Below are 18,756 nucleotides of genomic sequence, written 5' to 3'. Positions count from 1 at the left end.
CGGGGGGGACGAGACATGGTGGAGTCGCCGGGACGTGAGGCGCTGCGATCCGTTCTCTGGCTGGTGATCGCTGTCGCGGCTCTCACGTTCGGAGTGGCGTCGGCCCTCGAGATCCGCGGAGCGCTGGAGCGGGAGCGGGAGTTCCGTGCCGCGCCGGCCTGCGCTTCCGTTCCGGTGCGGGCGTCGGGGTGCGTGTGGGAGCAGGAGTTCACCGTCCGCGAGGCCGACACGAACCGTGGTGAGCGGAACGCGTCCCCGGAGGCGGAGCTGGTCCTGCCGTCCGGCAAGCCGTGGAAGGTGACGTTCCTGCGGGCCGCTCCCGTGGTCTCCGAACTGGAGCCGGACGACAGGGTCGTCGGCCTGATCTGGCACGGGCGGGTCGTCGAGGTACGGGACTCCGACGGGCGGCGGCAGCAGACGTCCGCCGGGCCGGTGGGGTGGCCCGAGGACCGGCTGGGCGGCGCGCTGGCCTGTGTGTCGTTCGGCCTGACGGCCCTCGTGGGAGGACTGTGGCCGCTCCTCGCGCGGGGCGACCGGCGTCACGCGAAGGCGGGGACCGTGGTGCGGTGGCACGGCGTCGGCCTGGGCGCCACCGCGATCCTGACCCTCTGGGCCCAGTCGGCCAATGACTGGCCGATGTGGGCGATACCGGCGATCTGGGGGCCGCTCGCGCTGCTCGTCCTGGCCTGCATGACGGCCTTCGCCATCGCCGCCGTCCGCGGCGACCTGGACGACGACGCGCCGCAGGAAACACACCCGCAGACCGCCTGAGGCCCGGCCCCGTGCGCCTCAGGTCTGCCGCGCGTGCACGGGACTGTTGGCGACATCCTCCGGACAGGTCCCGTGCCCCTGCCTGCTCCGCCGGTCTCGCCGCCAGTCGAACGTCGCCAGGGCCAGGGAGGCCGCCATGCCGACGAGTGCGGCACCCAGCCCGATGACGAGAGCGCCCCGGTAGTCGCCGCTCCCGCCGAGCACCAGGTAGAAGAGGCCGGGCAGCGCCGCGGTGCCCACGGCGGCGCCGAGCCGCTGCCCGGTCTGCAGCGCGCCGCCCGCCGCACCCGCCATGTGCACGGGAACGTCGCGCAGGGTCATGGTGATGTTCGGGGAGATCACACAGCCGCTTCCGGCGCCGCCGAGGAACAGCAGTGGAGCGGCGGCCCAGGGCGCGACGTCGAGGGGCGCGAAGCGGAGCAGCAGCGCGGTGCCGCCGAGGCCGATGATCACAGCCGTGAGACCACCCACGGTGAGGATGCGCCCGAGCCGGTCCACCAGCCGCCCGGCGATCGCGGCCGCGCAGGCCGAGCCGAGGGCGAAAGGGGTCACGGCGAGGCCGGAGCGGAGCGGGGAGAAGCCCAGACCGTCCTGGTAGAAGAGCGCGAAGACCAGCCAGACGCCGCTGAAGCCGACGAAGTAGAGCGTGCCGACGCCGGCCCCGACCGCGTAGCCGCGCACGGTGGTGAACAGGCGCGGATCGAGCAACGGCTCAGTATCGCGGGCCACGAGGCGGCGCTGCCGACGGGCGAAGGCGACCAGGAGCGCGGCACCGGCGAGGAACAGCCACCACAGCCGTCCGAAGCCGCCGGAGCCCGCCTGGACCAGCGGAAACATGAGCGCGAGGACACCGAGGCCGAGAAGCAGGACCCCGGGCAGGTCCACATGACCCCGGCCGGACCGCTGGGTGCGGGGCAGGAGGCGGCGGCCGAGCAGGACGGCCAGGATGCCGATGGGGACATTGACGTAGAAGATCCACCGCCAGCCCTGGGCGCCGTCGGCCAGGGCGAGGATCATGCCGCCGGCGAGGGGGCCGACGGCGGAGGAGATGCCGACGGTGGCGCCGAAGAATCCGAAGGCGCGACCGCGTTCGGCGCCGCGGAACATCTGCTGGATGAGCGCGGAGTTCTGGGGCGCCATGAAACCGGCCGCCAGCCCTTGGGCCAGGCGGGCCGCGATCAGCGACGTGATGCCGGGGGCCGCCCCGCAGGCCGCGCTGAAGACGACGAAGCCGCTGAGGGCCAGCAGGAAGATACGGCGGCGGTCCAGCGCGTCACCGAGGCGGCCGGCGGTGACAAGGGCGAGTGCGAAGGCGAGGGCGTAGCCGGACACCACCCACTGCACCTGCGCGGGCGAGGCGTGCAGGCCGCGCTGGACGGAGGGCAGGGCGACCACCACGATCGAGACGTCCAGCAGGCTCATGAAGCCCGCCACCAGGGTGACCCACAGGGCCCGCCACCGGCGCGGATCCGGCTCGTACCCGGCGGCCTCCTGTGCCGACGCTGTCACCTGGGCTCCTCTCGCCGGGGCCCCACCTTCACCCGGGGAATCACGTTCCCCCACCAGGGGACGGGCACACTCTGCGGCCCGCAAGCGGAACCGGCCGGTCGCCGGGAAGATCGTCTGTGACGTGAACGAGCGTTTGAGCGGCCGAGAACTGTGCAGGCGTGGTGCTTGGGAAAACGACCGGCGAAAGGAACGACGTAATGGCGGCGCCCGACAATGACGAGTCGGTGGATCCCGCGGCTGTGAGACGCCACCGGGTTCTGTTCCGGGCGATCGAGAAACGACGCCACCCGAAGCTGCGCCGCAGCGACATCACGGTGACGGACGATGCGGCGGTCAAGCGCGCCACGAAGGCCGCCGCCCTCGGCAACGCGATGGAGTGGTACGACTTCGGGATCTACAGCTATCTGGCCGTGACCATCGGGAAGGTCTTCTTCCCGTCCGGGAACGACACGGCCCAGCTGCTCAGCTCCTTCGCGACGTTCGCGGTGGCCTTCCTGGTGCGTCCGCTCGGCGGGATGGTCTTCGGACCGCTGGGCGACAAGGTCGGCCGCAAGCGCATCCTCTCCCTCACGATGATCATGATGGCGGTGGGGACCTTCGCCATCGGCCTCGTCCCCTCGCACGACGTCATCGGCATGTGGGCCCCGGCCCTGCTGATCTTCTTCCGGCTGGTGCAGGGCTTCTCGACCGGCGGTGAGTACGGGGGCGCCTCGACGTTCATCGCGGAGTACGCGCCCGACAAGAGGCGTGGCTTCTTCGGCAGCTTCCTGGAGCTGGGCACGCTCGGCGGCTATGTCGGGGCCTCCGGTCTCGTCGTCGTACTCAACAGCGTGCTCAGCGCGGACGAGATGCTGGCGTGGGGCTGGCGCATCCCCTTCCTGGTGGCGGCGCCGCTCGGATTCATCGGCCTCTATCTGCGGCTGAAGCTGGACGAGACGCCCGCCTTCCAGAAGCTGGAGGGCGGACAGGTCAGGGCGAGCGAGGCCGCCGATTCCGTGGAGACCTCGGCCACCGGTGACCTCGGCAGGATCTTCACCCGGTACTGGCGGCCGCTGCTGCTGTGCCTCGCGCTCGTCGCGGCGTACAACATCAACGACTACATGCTGTTGTCGTACATGCCGACGTACCTGTCCGACGAGCTGGGCTACGGGACCAACCACGGGCTGCTCATCCTGCTCCTGGTGATGGTTCTCCAGATGTGCGTCATCAACCATGTCGGGCGGCTGTCGGACCGCTTCGGGCGCAAGCCGCTGCTGATGACGGGGATGCTCGGCTTCCTCTTCCTCTCGCTGCCGTCCTTCTGGCTCATCCGGCAGGGCAGTGTTCTCCTCATCGCCCTCGGACTGCTGCTGATGGGGCTGTCCCTGGTGACGATGCTCGGAACGATGTCGGCGGCGCTCCCGGCGATCTTCCCGACCCACGTCCGCTACGGGTCCCTCTCGGTCGCCTACAACCTGGCGACCTCGCTCTTCGGCGGTACGACGCCTCTGGTGATCACTGCTCTGATCAGCGCTTTCGACTCGACTCTCATGCCGGCGTACTACGCCACGGGTGCCGCCGTCATCGGCGTCATCGCCGTGCTGTGCATGCGGGAGACGGCGAACAAGCCCCTGGCGGGCTCGCCCCCGTCCGTGGAAACGGAGGCGGAGGCGACGGAACTCGTCCAGGCGCAGTCGCCCCAGCCCAAGTTCTGACCGACGCGAAAAGGCCCCGTCCGCAAGGTGCGGGCGGGGTCTTTCGCGGTTGGGGCGGGGCAGGCCGGGAACGCGGTGCGCTGTACGCCCCCTAGGCGAGGCAGGTACCGCGATGACCGAGTACGAACGTTCCCGCACGATGCCCGCACAGCCCGAGCATGTCTTCGACGAGGCCGCGAACGTCGGACGGCTGGACACCTGGCTGCCGGAAGCCCTGCATGTGCGGGCCGAGGAACTGCCCGCCGTCACCGTGCACGAGGACCGCACGGACGAGGACACCTCCGCCCTGCTGCGCGCCCGGCGCGATCAGATGCGGATCGAGTGGGGCACCCGGGAGCAGGGCGGCTACGCGGGATGGCTGCAGGTCGCCGGCCTCGGCAGCGGAGCCAGCGAGGTGACGGTGCACCTGTCGTTCTTCGACGCCGGCCACGATCCCGGCGAGCGGGCCGCGGGCGACGCGCTGGACACCAGCCTCGAGCGGCTGGAGGAGCAGGTGCGGCTGCGCGTCGACCACGCGGCCGGCTGACGGCGGCACGCGCTGTGGCTCGCGGGAGGCAGTGCGCCGCCGTACGGGGAGGGGACGGCCGCCGTACGGGGGGACGGCGGGTCTTCCGTCAACCCGCCGGGTGAGCGCCGAACGCCGATGCCCGGCCGTCGCACGTCCGGGCGGTGCCACACGCGGCGGCTCGGGCACGGATGGGGACGCCATTGGTGCGCAGCACCTCGCGGACGTCCAGGATCAGGGAGAACACCTCGTGATTGCGGTCCTCGCCCTGCTCGTCCCAGGCCCGCTGCTCCGCTTCGACGGCCATGCGGTCCTCGGCGAACACACGCTCGGTGAAGCGCCTGATGAACGGCCAGGCCAGCTGAAGCGCGCCGGGCACCCGGGGCTTCTCGATCATCAGCAGACCGTAGGTGTGGCAGACGCGCTGCTCGGCGTCCTCGGGCACATAGGCGGCCCAGAGGCGGAAGGCGGGACGCTCGGCGTTCTCCGGGACCAGGTCGAGCGTCTGGTATGGGTAGGCGGTGCGGACGGTCATGACGTCGCTGGAGTCGCTGCCCCTGATGCCCTCGGCGGCCAGCAGGCCGGCGCCTGGGTTCCGCTTCCCCCCGGCGTGGGTGAACAGGTAGCGGGCCTCCACCGACCGCGCGTCGGTGCGGTGTTCCAGCAGTTCGGGGTGGAGCTTGCCGACGACGCCCCGGTGGAGGAACTGGTGGTTCATGTCGAGCAGGTTCTCGTGCATGAACGAGTAGTGGCAGCGCACGGTCCGGGAGTAGGTCATGGTCTTGTAGCGCGGTGAGCCGAAGGCCGGAAGGTCGGGCAGGGCGGTGCCGGCCGCCTTGTCCGGGTCGCCCGGGAACACGAACACCAGGCCGTAGGCCTCGCGGACGGGGTAGCCGCGCACGCCGCGCGGCGGCCGGCCGTCGTCGCGTGACAGGTACGGGATCTGCGAGATGCGGCCGTCACCGCGGTAGGCCCAGGCGTGGTAGCAGCAGCGGAGGGTGTCGCCCTCCACGACGCCCATGCTCAGCGGCACCTGCCGGTGCGCGCACCGGTCCTCCAGCGCGTGCACGGTGCCGCTCTCCCCGCGGTAGAGCGCGATGCGCTCGCCTGCGAAGGCCGTCGCGACCACGCCCTTGCTCCGGACGCTGCGGGACAGTGCGACCGGGTACCAGAAATCGGGGTGCGCGCCGACGCGCCGGAGGTCGACCGTGCCGGCAGCCGGGTCGGAGTGCGGCGAGGGCCGGCCGTTTCCGTCCTCGGCGGGGAAGGTCCTGGCCCTGTCGGTCTCGGTCATACCTCTCCCTCGCACGCACACGGCTGTCCCGGGCTCCTCCATCCTGAAGGGCGCGTCCCGGCCTCGCCTTGCCCAGCGCGTGCGGACGGGTGAGTTCCGTGTTCAGTGCGCGAAGGGCGGAGCGAAGCAGCCGCTCTCCGGGTACGGGCCGTTGGCCACCGCCGAGAAGTTCGTCTTCTGGACGAACGCCATGACGCAGGCGTCGTCGTGAACGCGAAGGGCGACTTGCGCCCCCTCGGGCGTCACGTAACCGTCGTCCTTCCAGCGCGAGGACATCTTGGTGACGGTGAGCGTCCCGCCGAGCCGCCTGCCGTCCCGTGTGACGCGCTCCTCCTCGTAGCCGAGCCGGAGCAGGGCCTCGCGCACCGTCGCGGGGTCCCAGGTCCGCCGCTTCCACAGCTGTTCGAGCACCGGCCTGATGCGATCGGCCTCCCGCTCGGCGTCCTTCGCGTGGGCCGGGGACATCTCTCCCGGACGGCGGTGGCCGTTGTTCTCGTTGTAGTGCGGGGCGCCGTCACCGGCCCCGGGCTCCACGTAGGGCGAGGCTCCGACGGCACTGGGCGAGGCTCCGGAAGCTGTGGGCGAGGGTCCGGAAGCGGTGGGCGAGGGTCCCGAAGCGGTGGGCGAGGGTCCGTCGGACCTGCCCGTCGCGCCCGAGGCGTGCAGATCACCGCAGGCGGTGAGGGTCACGATCGCTGCGAGGACGAGTCCCACAGCGCCAACAGGGGCCCGATGGAAGGATGTTGAGGAGGGCATGCGGCGACCCTCTCATCTCGACCGGCCGACCGGATCGGTTGTTTCGCGGGCCCTGCTGAGTACGCGTACTCATGACGGCGTGACGTCGACAGGCATGGCGAGTTCGCCCAGGACCCGGGCCGCCGGCGCCGGGTCGACCAGCCACTTCAGGTGGCTGCCCTCGAGGGTGCGGACGTCGTACGGGTTGTCCGGCGTCAGCCGGTCGCCCTCACGGATCAGCCGGTCCTGCAGGGCGAGAGGCATGCTCGCGTCGTCGGCCAGGCGAACGTAGGTCTTCGGGACGCGGCCCCAGGTCGCGGCCTGTGCCCGGTCGGCCGGGGCGCCGGCGTCCAGGTTCTCGTCGGGCTGGAAGGTGTTCAGGAAGGCCAGGAACTCCTCGTCGGTGCCGTCGGCGAGGAAGGCCGCCTTGAACGCCGCGAGGGCGTCCCCGTCGGCGGTGCGGAAGTTGACGCGGAGCAGGCCGAGTTCGGCGGGGTTCCCGGCCATCGCCGAACCCAGCGCGTCGACGTCGACCGTGGCCATCTCCGGCTCGGCGTAGTAGGCGCCGACGTCGAGATCGACCGGGCACCAGGCCGCGACGTAGACGATGCGGTCGATCAGGTCCGGCCGCGCGTTGGCCGCGGCCGTGGCCGTGATGCCGCCGCGGCTGTGGGCGACGAGGATCACGGGGCCGTGGTGCTGGGCCCGTTCCAGGATCCCGATCAGGTGCGCGGCGTTGTCGGCGAGCGTCACACCCTTGATGGAGCCGGGCGCGCCGGCGAGCCCCAAGAGATCCTGCGGCGCCTGGTAGGCGCGGGTGTAGGTCGCTCCGAATCCGTGGCCGGGCAGGTCGACGGCGACCGAGCGGTGCCCGAGGAGGCCGAGTTCGGCCTGGAGCGGAGCGAAGGAGAAGGAGTTCGCGAAGGCTCCGTGGACCAGCACGAACGTCGGCTGCCCCGGTCCGCTCATGTCAGAGCCTCCTCGACGGTGGAGTGGCAGGCCACGATGGCGTCCAGGCCGACGAGCTGGACGACCCGCAGCACCGATCCCCGGACCCCGGCCAGGCGCAGCCAGCCCTGAGCGGCGTCGGCACGCTGATGGGTGTGGATGAAGACGTTGATACCGCTGGAGTCGATGAAGGTCACTCCGCTGAGGTCCGCCACGATCCGAGGCTCCCCGCCATCGCCTTCCCGGGGCAGCAGGGCTTGCTGCAATGTGTCCTTGACTCCGTGGTCGATCTCGCCGCGCAGGGTCACGACGCGGATGCCGTCGACGGTGGAGTGTTCGATGGACAGCCGGTCCGGCCGGCTCGTCCCCTGGTTGTCGGTCACCGTCTCCTCAACTGCGCCTGGGCTGCCCCGTGCAACGTCTGTGCCGACGATTGTGCCGCACTCTCCCGGCCGGACGCATCCGATCGACTGTGCCGAACAACACGCCCGTGGCATGCATGACAAAGTGAGGGGTACACGCACGTGCGTGAACGGGGAGTAGAAGGACGATGCTGTTGGAGCCGCAACCCGATGGGGACCGTAACGAGCCCGGCGCCCAGCCGACGCAGGTCGGCTACGCCCTGGGCGGGGACGACGGCTGCATCGCGCAGGCCCGGCATCACGCGGCCGACTTCCTCACCCGGCTCCGGGACGAGCACGTCCTGGACGTTTCCCCGCGTGCCATGGACCTGACCCAGCTGGTCGTCAGCGAGCTGGTCACCAACTCCCGGAAGTACGCCCCGGGCCCCGTCCTCATGGAGCTGCGCGTTTCGGGCACGGCGGTGGAGGTGGTCGTGTGGGACAGCGACCCCGCCGTGCCCGCGGCCCGGGCCGCCGACCCCGACCGTGTCGGCCAGCACGGTCTGGAGATCGTCAAGGCCGTCGCCGAGGACCTCGACATCGAACGGCAACCGGTCGGCAAGCGCATCACCGCCCGTATCTCCCTGACCGACACGAGGCCCTGACCGGCACGCCCCTCCCTACTCCTCGATCACCAGCCCCTTCGCCGCAAGCAGCGGTTCGAGCCCGCAGATGTCGATGACGGTCCTGCCCGCGCGGTACGCGGCGATGTAGTCCGCCTCGGTGTCGACCCGCTGCTGGGAGGCGGCGGCCACCTCGGCGGCGTCCTCGCGGCGGACGACGACCACGCCGTCGGCGTCGGCCCGCATCACGTCACCGGGGCGGACGAGCACACCGCCGACGGTGACGGGCTCGCACATCGGTCCGACGGTCTCCTTGACCGTGCCCTTGATGGAGATGCTGCGGGAGAAGACAGGGAACCCAAGGGCGCGCAGGTCCTCGGTGTCCCTCACGCCCGTGTCGGTGATCAGGCCGCCGAGCCCCTTGGACCGGCAGGCGTTGGCGAGGACGTCCCCGAAGGAGCCCGCCTCCTCGTAGGCGCCGGCAGAGACGACGATGACGTCTCCCGGGCGGGCGTAGGCGATGGCGGTCTGCAGCATCAGGTTGTCGCGGGGCGCGCACTGGACCGTGAAGGCGGGGCCGCACAGGGACATGCGGTGGTCGACCGGCTTGATGACCGAGTCCAGCGCGCCGAGCCGGCCCTGTGCCTCGTGGATGGTGGCCGAGGAGAAGGCCCGCAGCTGCTCGACCAGAACAGCGTCCGGCCGATCGAACTTCGTGCTGACGCGGATCATGACGACCTCTCAGGCGGAGGGAAGGGCGGAGGGAACGGTGGAGGGAGCGGAGGACAGGTCGGCGCAGGCCGCCGCGATGCGCGCGCATGCCTCCGTGAGCACGTCCGTCGACGTGGCGAACGAGATGCGGAAGTAGCCGGGCGCTCCGTAGGCGGCTCCGTGGATCACCGCCACCTGCCCGCTGTCGAGGAGGTGGCGGGCGAAGTCCTCGTCGTTCTCGATCCGGCTTCCCGACGGGGTGAACCGCCCGATCGCGCCTTGGCAGTCGACCAGGAGGTAGAAGCCGCCGTCGGGGACGGTGCAGCCGAGACCGGGAATGTCGTTGATGAGCTTCACCGTCGCGTCACGGCGGGCGCGGTAGACGCGCACGGTCTCCCGGACGAAGTCCTGCGGTCCGGTGAGCGCGGCAGCGGCGGCGGCCTGGCTCACGGAGGAGGGGCAGGAGGAGGTCTGGGACTGCAGCGTGTTGATCGCGGTCACCAGGTCCGCCGGGCCCACGCCGTAGCCGATGCGCCAGCCGGTCATCGCGTACGTCTTGGAGACGCCGTTGGTGAGGAACACCCGATCGGCCAGGCGGGGCTCGACGGCGGCCAGGGACGGGGCCTGCTCCTCGCGGTACCAGATCTCGTCGTAGATCTCGTCGGTGAGGACGCTCACCCGCGGATGGTCGAGCAGCACCTGGGCGAGCGCCCGCAGTTCGGCTTTGGTGTAGGCGGATCCGGTCGGGTTGCCTGGGGTGTTGAGGACGACCCAGCGGGTGCGCTCGGTGATCGCCGCCCCGAGCCGCTGCGGAGTGAGCTTGAAGCCGTCCGCCTCGGGGCAGTCGACGACGACCGGGGTGCCGTCGTTCGCGCGGACCATGTCCGGATAGGACACCCAGTACGGGGCGGGGACGATGACCTCGTCCCCTTCGTCCAGGGTGGCCATCAGGGCGAGGAAGATGACCTGCTTGGCTCCGCCGCCGACCGCGATCCGCGCGTCGGTGCACTCCAGCCCGTGGCGCTCGCGGAGCTTGCCGGTGATCGCGGCGCGCAGGCTCGGAGTGCCGTTCACGGGGGTGTACTTGGTCTCGCCCGCCTCGATGGCCTCGATCGCGGCGGCCTTGATGTGGTCGGGGGTGTCGAAGTCGGGCTCGCCCACGGTCAGATCGAGGACGGTGTGGCCCTGGCTCTTGAGTTCGCGTACGCGCTGGGCGGCCGCCGTGCTGGGCGAGGGCTTGATACGGCGTACCCGCTCTGCCGTGTCCATGGGATCAGCCCTCCCTGCGCTCGAAGTTGAGGCCGCCGGGGACCTGGAAGGTGGGCAGGATCTCGACGTGTCCGATGTTGACGTGCCGGGGCGAGCCGACGGCGAACTCGATGGAGTCGGCGATGTCCTCGGGCTTGAGGGACTCGTAGCCGTCGTAGAACCGCCGCTGGGCCTCCTCCATGTCGCCGAGCAGGCGGCCGAAGATCTCCGTCTCCACGCGCCCGGGGCAGATCTCGGTGACGCGGACCCGGCGGCCGTAGCCGTCGACCCGCAGCTGGCGGGAGAGGGTGTGCACGGCGGCCTTGGTGGCGTGGTAGATGGTGTTGCCGCCGAAGTTGTAGACGCCGGCGATGGAGCTGATGTTGACGATGTGGCCGCGGTCTCGCTCGACCATTCCGGGCATGAGCAGACGGACCAGGTGCAGAACGGCCTGGATGTTGACGGCGACCTGCTCGTCCACGGCGAACTCGTCGGCGGTCAGGATGTTGCCGGTGCGCGAGACGCCGGCGTTGTTGACGAGGACGTCGATCTCCAGGCCGGCCAGCGCGGCGGTGAGCGCCTCGGTGTCGGTGATGTCGACGGCGTGCGGGATGCAACCGGTGTCGCGGGCGAGGGCGTCGAGCCGTTCGGCGTTGCGCGCCACCGCGTGAACCTCGAGGCCGTGCTTGGCGAGTCGCTCGACGACCACGGCTCCGATGCCGGTCGACGCTCCGGTGACGAGGGCCGTCCTGTAGTCGGAGATGGGCATGCTGCTGCGCTCCTTGGGAGTGAGGGGTGTGCGGGTGCGTGGGTCTGTCAGGCGTCGCGCAGGGGCAGGTGGGCGCGGTCCTTCACCCGGGACACGGCGATGAGGGTGCCGAGGGCGGTGACGACGGCGTAGAAGGCCGGCATGTTGACGTTGCCCGTCCGGGCGATGAGGTAGGTCATCAGCAGCGGGGCCGTGCCGCCGAAGAGGGCGGAGGAGACGTTGTAGCCCAGGCCGTAGGCGGAGTAGCGCACACGGGTGGGGAACAGTTCGACGAGCAGGATGTGGATGACGCCGGTGTGCCCGGCGAACACGACGGCCATGACACAGGCGCCGACGACGGCGAGGGCGAGGTTGCCGGTGCCGATCAGCAGGTAACAGGGGATGCCGACGAGGGCCATGGCGATCGCCGAGCCGGCGATGACCTTCTTGCGTCCGATCCGGTCGGAGAGACGGCCCATGTAGGGAATGGCGATACAGATCGCGACCAGGCTGGAGGCGGTGACGAGCAGCCCCTGGACCTTGCCGAAGTCGAGCTCGCTGCTCATGAAGGTGGGCATGTAGCTGAACAGGACGTAGTACCCGGAGCCGTTCATCAGGGGGATGAACAGGGCCAGCAGCATGGCGCGGCGGTGCTCGGCGGAGGAGAACGCCTCCTTCAGGGGGTTCTTGGACAGGCCGCCCTGTTCCTTCAGGCGGTTGAAGTTGGGCGTGTCGCTGATGCGCTTGCGGATGTAGATGCCGGTGATGCCGAGCGGCACGGCGAGCAGGAACGGTATGCGCCAGCCCCAGGACTCCATGCGCTCGTCGCCGAGTCCGCTGGTCATGGCGGCGGCGACCAGCGTGCCGGTGAGCAGGGAGAGGAAGGAGGCGATCTGCGCGTAGCTGGTGTAGAGGCCGCGCTTGCCCTCCGGGGCGTGCTCGGCGAGGAAGCTCATCGCGCCCGACGCCTCGCCGCCGACGGAGAAGCCCTGGGCGACGCGCAGCAGGATCAGCAGAACCGGTGCGGCGATGCCGATGCTCGCGTAGGTGGGCAGGAGGCCGATGGCCGCGGTGGCGACGCTGATGAGCATGATGACGAAGACCAGCATCCGCTGGCGTCCGATGCGGTCGCCGAGATGGCCGCAGATGATGCCGCCGAGGGGGCGGAAGAAGAAGGAGACGGCGTACCCGAGGAAGACGAGCATGACGGCGTCGTCGGAGCCGGGGAAGAAGACGGCGGCGAGCGTGCCGGCCATGAAGCCGAAGATGCCGTTGTCGTAGAGCTCGGCGAAGATGCCGACGCATCCCGCGAGGGTGACCTTCCGGGCTGTTCTCGGGTCGACGGTGTTGGGGAGGGGTTGAGCGGCCATGGTGGTCATGGCGTCTCCTGTCTTGCGGCGGGCTGAGGACGAGAGGCGGGGGCTCCGTGCGGGCGGGCGAGAGGGGGCGGCTGGGGGCTGAGTGTCAGGCCGTGTCGGGGGCGCGGATGCGCAAGGCGTCGAAGGCGGTGCGGACGCGGGTGCGCAGTGCGTCGACGGCGCCCCGCTGGGCGCGGTGGGCGGTGACCGCCTGGTCGAGGGTGCGGTGGCGGAAGCGGATGGTCTGCCCGGGGCGTACCTGCCCGAGTGCGGACAGACCGGTGGCGGTGACGACGGCCAACACGGGGTAGCCGGCCGTGACGCCGCGGCCGCGGTGCAGCACGAGGAGTTCGTCCCCCGCCGGCACTTCGACGGCGCCGATGGGGACGCCGCGGGAGAGGATCTCCCCCTGGGTGACGCGGCGGGGTACGTCGCCCTGCAGTCGCAGGCCGATGTGGTTGCTGCGCGGGCTGACGGTGAAGGGAGCCTCGAACAGCCGGCTCGCGGTGTCTTTGAACTCGGCCCGGTCGGGGCCGTCGGTGACGTCGATCGTCCAGCTGGCGGGGAACAAAGGGACGGGGGCGTTCAGACGGAACAGGGGGATCCGTGTGAGGGGGTGGTCGAGGGGCGGGCAGGCCGCGCGCAGCACGAGTTCGTCGCCGCCGCTCAGGGCGGGGCCGAAGCCCAGGATGGTGTCGGGGGCGCAGCTGCCCTGGAGGTAGTCGGCCTCGAACGAGCCGAGCACGGCCAGGTAGACGCGCAGTCCTCGCCGGATGCCGGAGACGCGAAGGGTCTCGCCGGCGCACACGGAGACCGGTTCCCACTGGGGGCGGACGCCTCCCTCGACGGTCACGTCGGCGGGGGCGCCGGTCACGGCGACGAGGATGTCGGCGGAGGGCACGCACGCGAAGTCGAAGGCCGTGATCTCCAGCAGCGGGGCGCGGTCGTCGTTGCCGCACAGGACGTTGGCGACGCGCGCCGAGTGCTGGTCGGCGGCTCCCCCGGCGGGCAGACCGTAGCGGGATCGGCCGACGCGGCCGAGGTCCTGCACGGTGACGATGCCGGCGGTGCGGATCGTGAGGGTGTCAGCCATGGCAGGCCGCCAGGGAGGTGCCGGCGTGGTCGTCCCACTCGTCGGGGGTGATGGGGACGAAGCGGAAGGTGTCCCCGGGCCGGTAGGCGGTGATCGGGTCGCTGTGCAGGTCGAGGACGCGGACCGGGGTGCGCCCCAGAAGCGGCCAGCCGCCGGGCGAGGGCATCGGGCAGATGACGGCCTGCCGTCCGGCGACGGCGACCGCGCCGGGGTCGACGTGTGTGCGGGGCGACGCCAGCCGTGGTACGGGTTTCGGGAAGGGGGGGCCGTCCGTCATCGGCGCCCCGGCGGGCGCGCCGAGGCAGCGCACGGTGAGGTCGCTCCCGGAGTGCAGGGCGACGACCTCGCTCTCGGTCAGGCCGAGCCCGCGGGCGACCTCGGGCAGGTCGGGCCCGTGCTCGCCGCCGTAGACGACGGGTACGACGAAGCGTCGTGGCGGTGTGGCCGGCGCGGGGTCGGGTCCGAGGCGGGCGGCCTCGTGCGCCACGATCCGCCGGACGGTGTCGTGGCCGGTGCCGGTGGAGTCGAATTCCACGAGCAGGGCGTCATAGGTGGGCACCACGTCGTGGACTCCGGGGAGCCGGACCGCGTCCAGGGCGTCGGCCAGCGCGTGGACGAGCCGCCAGGCGTCCTCGGCTTCCAGGCCCACGGCTCTGACCGTCAGGGCGGAGTCACCGCAGTCCGTGATCGTGATGTTGCCGTTCATGTCAGGCGCCCGTCCCGCTCAGCACCTTGTCGAGCGAGGTGATCTCGACACCGGCGGCGAGGAGTTCCTCGCGGATGCGGCCGGCCAGCGCGATCGCTCCGGGGCTGTCGCCGTGCAGCAGGACGGTGTCGCAGGCGACCGGGATGTCCTTGCCGTCGGCGCTGCGGACGACTCCCTCGGTGACCATGCGCAGGGTCCGCCGGGCCACCTCGCCCGGGTCGTGGATGACCGCTCCGGGCTCGGAGCGGGGGACGAGGGTCCCGTCGTCGCGGTAGGCGCGGTCGGCGATGCCGACGATGCCCACGCGCAGTCCGCAGGCGCGAGCGGCGTCGGCGAGCTCACCGTCCTGCGCGAGGACGATCAGCGACTCGTCGAGGGAGGCGACGGCGTCCACGACGGCACGGGCGTAGTCGGCGCGTACGGCAACCAGGTTGCCCAGGCGTCCGTGCGGGGCGACGTGCTGCACCCGGGTGCCGTGCGCGACGGCGAAGGCCTGGAGGGCGCCGATCTGGTAGAGCACGTCGGTGCGGACCTCCTCGGGCGTGAGGTCCATGGCGCGGCGGCCGAAGCCGACCAGGTCGGGAAAGCTCGGGTGGGCGCCCACGGCGACCCGGTTCTGCACGCAGGTCCGGACGGTGGCGTCCATGATGCGCGGATCACCGGCATGGAATCCGCAGGCGACGTTGGCGGATGTCAGCATTTCCAGGAGGGCTTCGTCGTCGCCCATTGCGTAGGCGCCGAACCCCTCGCCGAGGTCGGCGACGAGATCAACCATGGGGGTCATGAAGTCCTCCGGGAGGATATGGGGAAGGACAATGCGAGGAAGGGGAATTCGATCACGTCTCGGTGATATCCCGAAATGCATCCTGGCTGAATGTTCCGCTCAACTTAATCCCCTGCTCGCTCGACCGCCAATATGCGTTCGATCTGGCGTTATCGCGAACTGTTATGACCTGTCTCACACCCCGACCCCTCTCGGGGTGTGCTTCGAGCTGGGCCCTCCCTACGATGAGGCTCCGCTCCCCGTGGAAGGCCCCACATGGACACCAGGCGTCTGTACTCGTTCATCAAGATCATTGACGCGGGGAGCATCACGCGCGCGGCCGACATCCTGCACATCGCCCAGCCCGCGCTCAGCCAGCAGCTGTCCGCGCTGGAGGCGCAGTTCGGGCAGCAGTTGCTGATCCGCAGCAAACGCGGGGTGGCCCCGACCGAGGCGGGCCGGGCTCTGTACCGGCACGCCCAGCTGATCCTGAGGCAGGTGGACCTCGCGCACGCCGCCGTGGAGGTCTCCGGCCGGGCTCCCGCCGGCAGCGTGTCCGTGGGTCTCGCGCCGTACAGCCTGGGCGCGGCGCTCGCGCTGCCGCTGCTGAAGAGCGTGCGCGAGCGCTACCCGGACATCCTGCTGCACATCAACGAGAACTTCGGCGGTGTGATCAGCGAGGCCATCATGACCGGGCGGATGGACATGGCGTTCATCTACGGGGCCGGCCCGCTGCGGGGAGTGCAGTTCGAGCCGCTGCGGACGGAGGATCTGTTCCTGATCGGCGCGCCCGGGGACACAACACCGCACAAGGCGGGCGAGGTGGATCTGGACGAGCTCAAGGACGTGCCGCTGCTGCTGCCGAGCCGTATCCACACGATCCGGCAGGTGGTGGACGCCGCCTTCCAGCAGGCCTCGCTCCTGCCGAACGTGGCGGGCGAGGTCGAGTCCGCCCTGACGCTCGTCAACGCCGTGGACGCGGGCCTCGGCGCCACCGTCCTGCCCTGGTCGGCCGCGCGCGCCATCCTCGACGTCCGCTCCCTGTCGGTGCGGCGCATCGTCCATCCCGTGATCCAGGTGAAGCTGTCCCTGGTGACCTCGGACAACCAGCCCCTCTCGGAACCCGCCCTGGCGGTCCACGACCTGTTCCTGGAACTCATCACGGCCTTTGACGAGACACCGCACGAAGAATAAGGAACCGCAATAGCGTCACACGAAACATCTATTTGTTTCCGGTGGCAGTCGCAGCTAGTTTTCTGCGAAAATCGCTGCCCTGGAGACATGAATGAAGAAGCGTGTGCTCACCACCCGTGAAAACCTGCCCGGCAACGGCCTGGATCGTTTGGCCGGGGCAGCGGATTTGGTGGCCTGGCCCGGCGACGGCAGGCCCGGCCCCGCGGATCTGGCCGCGCTCGCACCCGGAGTGGCCGGCGTTCTGGCCCTGGGCAACGACCCGGTGGACGGCGCGCTGATGGACGCCGCCGGCCCCTCCCTGCGGGTCATCGCCCTTGCGAGCATGGGCTTCGACAACGTCGACCGGGCCGCCGCCGCCGAGCGCGGCATCGTCGTCACCCACACCCCGCGCGTGCTCGCGGAGACCACCGCCGACCTCACCTTCGCCCTGATCCTCGCCGCCCGCCGGCGGATCGGCGCCGCCTCAGTGAGCCTGGCGTCGGGCTCCTGGGGCCTGTTCCGGATGCACGACTACCTCGGTCTGGACATCCACGGCGCCACCCTCGGCCTGGTCGGATACGGTCAGATCGGCCGCGCGGTGGCCCGCCGGGCCCATGGATTCGGCATGCGCGTGCTCCACCACGACCCCTACGCCCCCGACGACGACCTGTCGGCCTCGGTGGAACTGGCCACGCTGCTGGCCGAGTCCGACATCGTGTCGCTGCACGTCCCGCTCACCGAGGAGACCCGGCACCTCATCTCGGCCCGCGAACTGGCCGCGATGAAGCCCACGGCCACGCTGGTCAGCACCTCTCGCGGCGGTGTCGTCGACGAGGAGGCCGTGCTGCGCGCCGTCCGGGAGGGGCGACTGCACTCCGCCGGACTCGACGTCTTCGAACGCGAGCCGATGGGAGCGGAGTTGTCACCACTGGTCGCCGAACCGAACGTGGTCACGCTCCCCCACATCGGCTCGGCCACCGAGGCAACCCGGGCCGCCATGGTCGACCTGGCGGTCGACAACATCCTCGACGTCCTGGCCGAACGCCCCGCCCGGACGCCTCTGCCGGGCAGCCCGGCGGTGCCGGGCGACGTCGCCCGGCAGCCCTGACCGGCCTCCCCCTCGATCGCCGACTCTCAGCGGACCAGTCCGGCCGGCTTGGTGGCCTTTCCTAGCAGCCACTCCAAGGGACCTCGCCGGAAGAACCGGGACCACAGCGTCGCGAGCACGGTCACGGCGGCGATGAACCCGAGCAGCACGTGCGGCGGGGATCCGGGGAGTTCCTCGATGCCGAGGAAACGGATGCCGACGACGTGGAAGACGTACGCGGTCAGGGACATCGTGCCGACCGCGATCACCGGTCGGGCGATCCGGTGGAAGCGCGGGGAGGCGTCGACGGCAGCGAGACAGCCGACGAGGACCGCGATCGCCACACCGGCGTTGGCGATGATCGAGAGGGTGGTCTCGCTGTGCGGGGAGGCCACGAGGAGGGCGACCGGGGTGTCGCCGCCGGGGTAGCCCCAGGTGTCGGACCACCAGGCGGACGCGGCCGAACCGCCCTCGCCCCAGCCGGAGGCACTGATCGCCGGCAGGGCTCCGGGCACCAGGTGCAGGGCCAGCCAGGAGCCGCCGTACCCGAGCAGAGCGAGCGCGAAGCCGGTGAGGGCCAGGCGTATGCGTACGGCGGTGGCGGCCAGGTCGAGGCGGGCCACGGCCATGCCGGCGATCACGAAGGGGATCCAGGTCAGAGCGGGGTAACTGCCGGTGAACAGCAGCGAGACGATGCCGTCGGCATCCGCGGGCCAGGTCCAGATGCCGCCGGGACCGCCCCTCTCGCCGGAGTGCAGGGCGCCCTGGACGACGTACAGGATCTGGGGAAGGATCAGGGCCCCGGCCGCGGCGATGATCGCCAGCGGGCGGGCGCTCAGCCGGTACAGCGGCAGGACCAGCAGGAAGTACAGGCCGTAGAAGGCGAGGATCACCTCGACCGGCGTATCGGTGAGCGTGAGTACGGTGCCGAGGACCAGCAGCACCAGCGCCCGGATCACGACCTTGGCGACCGCCTGACGGCCCGCCCGGCCCGTCTTCGGGGTGCGGCGGCCGGTGATCAGCATGATCGAGAAGCCGGCCAGGAAGGCGAAGAGCGCGGAGGCCCGGCCGTGGGCCAGTTCCATGAGGAAGCCGGTCGTTCCGCCCTCGGAGGGGTCGGGGCCGACGTGGGCCGCGTACATCCCGAAGACCGCGAGCCCCGGGCGAGGTCCACTCCGATGAGGCGTCCCGTCGAGGCTCGTCCACTCGCGGTGGTTTCCGACCGGGCGGCGGGCGGCGCCGCGAGCACCGTGTCGTCTGCTTTCTGGGTCATGCTCTCCAGGCTCGGGATCGGCCTGAGCTGGGACTATCCGGCAGGTGTCCGGCCCGGCCCCGCCGGACGGCGGGTTCACTCCCCCGACCGGCGGGAGGGTCCCGCCGCACCACCGCACACGGCATTTCACGCTCTACGGTGGTGACCGGTGACGATCGGCACCGACGTGCGGCCGG

The 18,756-nt window shown here is 71.0% G+C and carries 18 protein-coding genes and 1 pseudogene; 6 read left to right on the top strand and 13 right to left on the bottom strand.

Annotated elements, in window-relative coordinates; genetic code table 11:
- Window positions 1-15 precede the first annotated feature (15 nt).
- Window positions 16-771 (top strand): hypothetical protein, encoded by a 756-nt coding sequence (locus ACQEV8_RS39920; protein WP_432971016.1) that lies wholly within the window; start codon window positions 16-18, stop codon window positions 769-771.
- An 18-nt stretch (window positions 772-789) separates the two neighbouring features.
- Here ACQEV8_RS39920 and ACQEV8_RS39915 read toward each other — a convergent pair whose 3' ends face one another.
- Window positions 790-2,280: an MFS transporter gene (locus ACQEV8_RS39915; RefSeq protein WP_432971013.1), complete on the bottom strand. Its 1,491-nt coding sequence runs from the start codon at window positions 2,278-2,280 to the stop codon at window positions 790-792.
- Window positions 2,281-2,477: 197 nt separating this feature from the next.
- Here ACQEV8_RS39915 and ACQEV8_RS39910 point away from each other — a divergent pair, with 197 nt between their 5' ends.
- Entirely contained in the window at window positions 2,478-3,974 is a 1,497-nt protein-coding gene (locus ACQEV8_RS39910; protein WP_432971010.1) for an MFS transporter, read from the top strand.
- 112 nt (window positions 3,975-4,086) lie between these two features.
- Window positions 4,087-4,500 carry an SRPBCC family protein gene (locus ACQEV8_RS39905; protein ID WP_432971007.1) on the top strand — a complete coding sequence of 138 codons (414 nt, stop codon included), beginning with the start codon at window positions 4,087-4,089 and terminating at the stop codon, window positions 4,498-4,500.
- 88 nt (window positions 4,501-4,588) lie between these two features.
- Here the strand turns inward: ACQEV8_RS39905 and ACQEV8_RS39900 are convergent, their stop codons facing one another.
- From ACQEV8_RS39900 to ACQEV8_RS39885, 4 genes are all read right to left on the bottom strand, one after another.
- Window positions 4,589-5,773: a Rieske 2Fe-2S domain-containing protein gene (locus ACQEV8_RS39900; RefSeq protein ID WP_432971004.1), complete on the bottom strand. Its 1,185-nt coding sequence runs from the start codon at window positions 5,771-5,773 to the stop codon at window positions 4,589-4,591.
- 102 nt (window positions 5,774-5,875) lie between these two features.
- Complete coding sequence (locus tag ACQEV8_RS39895) at window positions 5,876-6,487, bottom strand: hypothetical protein (protein ID WP_432971001.1); 612 nt, start codon at window positions 6,485-6,487, stop codon at window positions 5,876-5,878.
- A 111-nt stretch (window positions 6,488-6,598) separates the two neighbouring features.
- Complete coding sequence (locus ACQEV8_RS39890; RefSeq protein WP_432970998.1) at window positions 6,599-7,477, bottom strand: alpha/beta fold hydrolase; 879 nt, start codon at window positions 7,475-7,477, stop codon at window positions 6,599-6,601.
- On the bottom strand, window positions 7,474-7,839 hold the full coding sequence (locus ACQEV8_RS39885; RefSeq protein ID WP_432970995.1) for an STAS domain-containing protein: 366 nt from the start codon (window positions 7,837-7,839) through the stop codon (window positions 7,474-7,476). Before ACQEV8_RS39885 ends, ACQEV8_RS39890 begins: the two co-directional genes overlap by 4 nt.
- A 167-nt stretch (window positions 7,840-8,006) precedes the next feature.
- Here ACQEV8_RS39885 and ACQEV8_RS39880 point away from each other — a divergent pair, with 167 nt between their 5' ends.
- Entirely contained in the window at window positions 8,007-8,462 is a 456-nt protein-coding gene (locus ACQEV8_RS39880) for an ATP-binding protein (protein WP_432970992.1), read from the top strand.
- 15 nt (window positions 8,463-8,477) lie between these two features.
- On the opposite strand, the gene ACQEV8_RS39875 is transcribed toward ACQEV8_RS39880, so the two are convergent.
- The 7 genes from ACQEV8_RS39875 to ACQEV8_RS39845 form a co-directional block, all read right to left on the bottom strand.
- The gene (locus ACQEV8_RS39875) at window positions 8,478-9,152 is read right to left on the bottom strand and encodes a 4-carboxy-4-hydroxy-2-oxoadipate aldolase/oxaloacetate decarboxylase (protein ID WP_432970989.1); all 675 of its coding nucleotides are present in this window, start codon (window positions 9,150-9,152) and stop codon (window positions 8,478-8,480) included.
- Window positions 9,153-9,161: 9 nt separating this feature from the next.
- Complete coding sequence (locus ACQEV8_RS39870) at window positions 9,162-10,400, bottom strand: aspartate transaminase (RefSeq protein ID WP_432970986.1); 1,239 nt, start codon at window positions 10,398-10,400, stop codon at window positions 9,162-9,164.
- A 4-nt stretch (window positions 10,401-10,404) separates the two neighbouring features.
- Window positions 10,405-11,148, bottom strand: coding sequence for an SDR family oxidoreductase (locus ACQEV8_RS39865; protein ID WP_432970983.1), 744 nt, complete (start codon window positions 11,146-11,148; stop codon window positions 10,405-10,407).
- A 47-nt stretch (window positions 11,149-11,195) separates the two neighbouring features.
- On the bottom strand, window positions 11,196-12,506 hold the full coding sequence (locus ACQEV8_RS39860) for an MFS transporter (protein WP_432970980.1): 1,311 nt from the start codon (window positions 12,504-12,506) through the stop codon (window positions 11,196-11,198).
- Window positions 12,507-12,591: 85 nt separating this feature from the next.
- Complete coding sequence (locus tag ACQEV8_RS39855) at window positions 12,592-13,578, bottom strand: biotin-dependent carboxyltransferase family protein (RefSeq protein WP_432970977.1); 987 nt, start codon at window positions 13,576-13,578, stop codon at window positions 12,592-12,594.
- Entirely contained in the window at window positions 13,571-14,284 is a 714-nt protein-coding gene (locus ACQEV8_RS39850; protein WP_432970974.1) for a 5-oxoprolinase subunit B family protein, read from the bottom strand. The genes ACQEV8_RS39855 and ACQEV8_RS39850 overlap by 8 nt, the downstream gene beginning before the upstream one ends.
- 1 nt (window position 14,285) lies before the next feature.
- Window positions 14,286-15,068, bottom strand: a complete 783-nt coding sequence (locus ACQEV8_RS39845) for a LamB/YcsF family protein (RefSeq protein WP_432970971.1) — start codon at window positions 15,066-15,068, stop codon at window positions 14,286-14,288.
- A gap of 255 nt (window positions 15,069-15,323) precedes the next feature.
- Between ACQEV8_RS39845 and nac the strand changes: the two genes are divergently transcribed.
- A complete protein-coding gene (nac, locus tag ACQEV8_RS39840) occupies window positions 15,324-16,241 on the top strand; it encodes a nitrogen assimilation transcriptional regulator NAC (RefSeq protein WP_432970968.1) in 918 nt (305 codons plus the stop codon).
- 91 nt (window positions 16,242-16,332) lie between these two features.
- A complete protein-coding gene (locus ACQEV8_RS39835; protein WP_432970965.1) occupies window positions 16,333-17,328 on the top strand; it encodes a 2-hydroxyacid dehydrogenase in 996 nt (331 codons plus the stop codon).
- Window positions 17,329-17,354: 26 nt separating this feature from the next.
- Here the strand turns inward: ACQEV8_RS39835 and ACQEV8_RS39830 are convergent.
- A pseudogene (locus ACQEV8_RS39830) lies at window positions 17,355-18,580 on the bottom strand (DUF418 domain-containing protein).
- Between the last annotated feature and the right edge of the window lie 176 nt (window positions 18,581-18,756).

Origin of the sequence: Streptomyces sp. CA-179760 (assembly GCF_050937045.1) — a bacterium.
In the GTDB taxonomy this organism is placed as follows: domain Bacteria; phylum Actinomycetota; class Actinomycetes; order Streptomycetales; family Streptomycetaceae; genus Streptomyces.
Note: the sequence above shows the minus strand (reverse complement) of the source record. Positions and strands in the feature narration are given on the sequence as shown.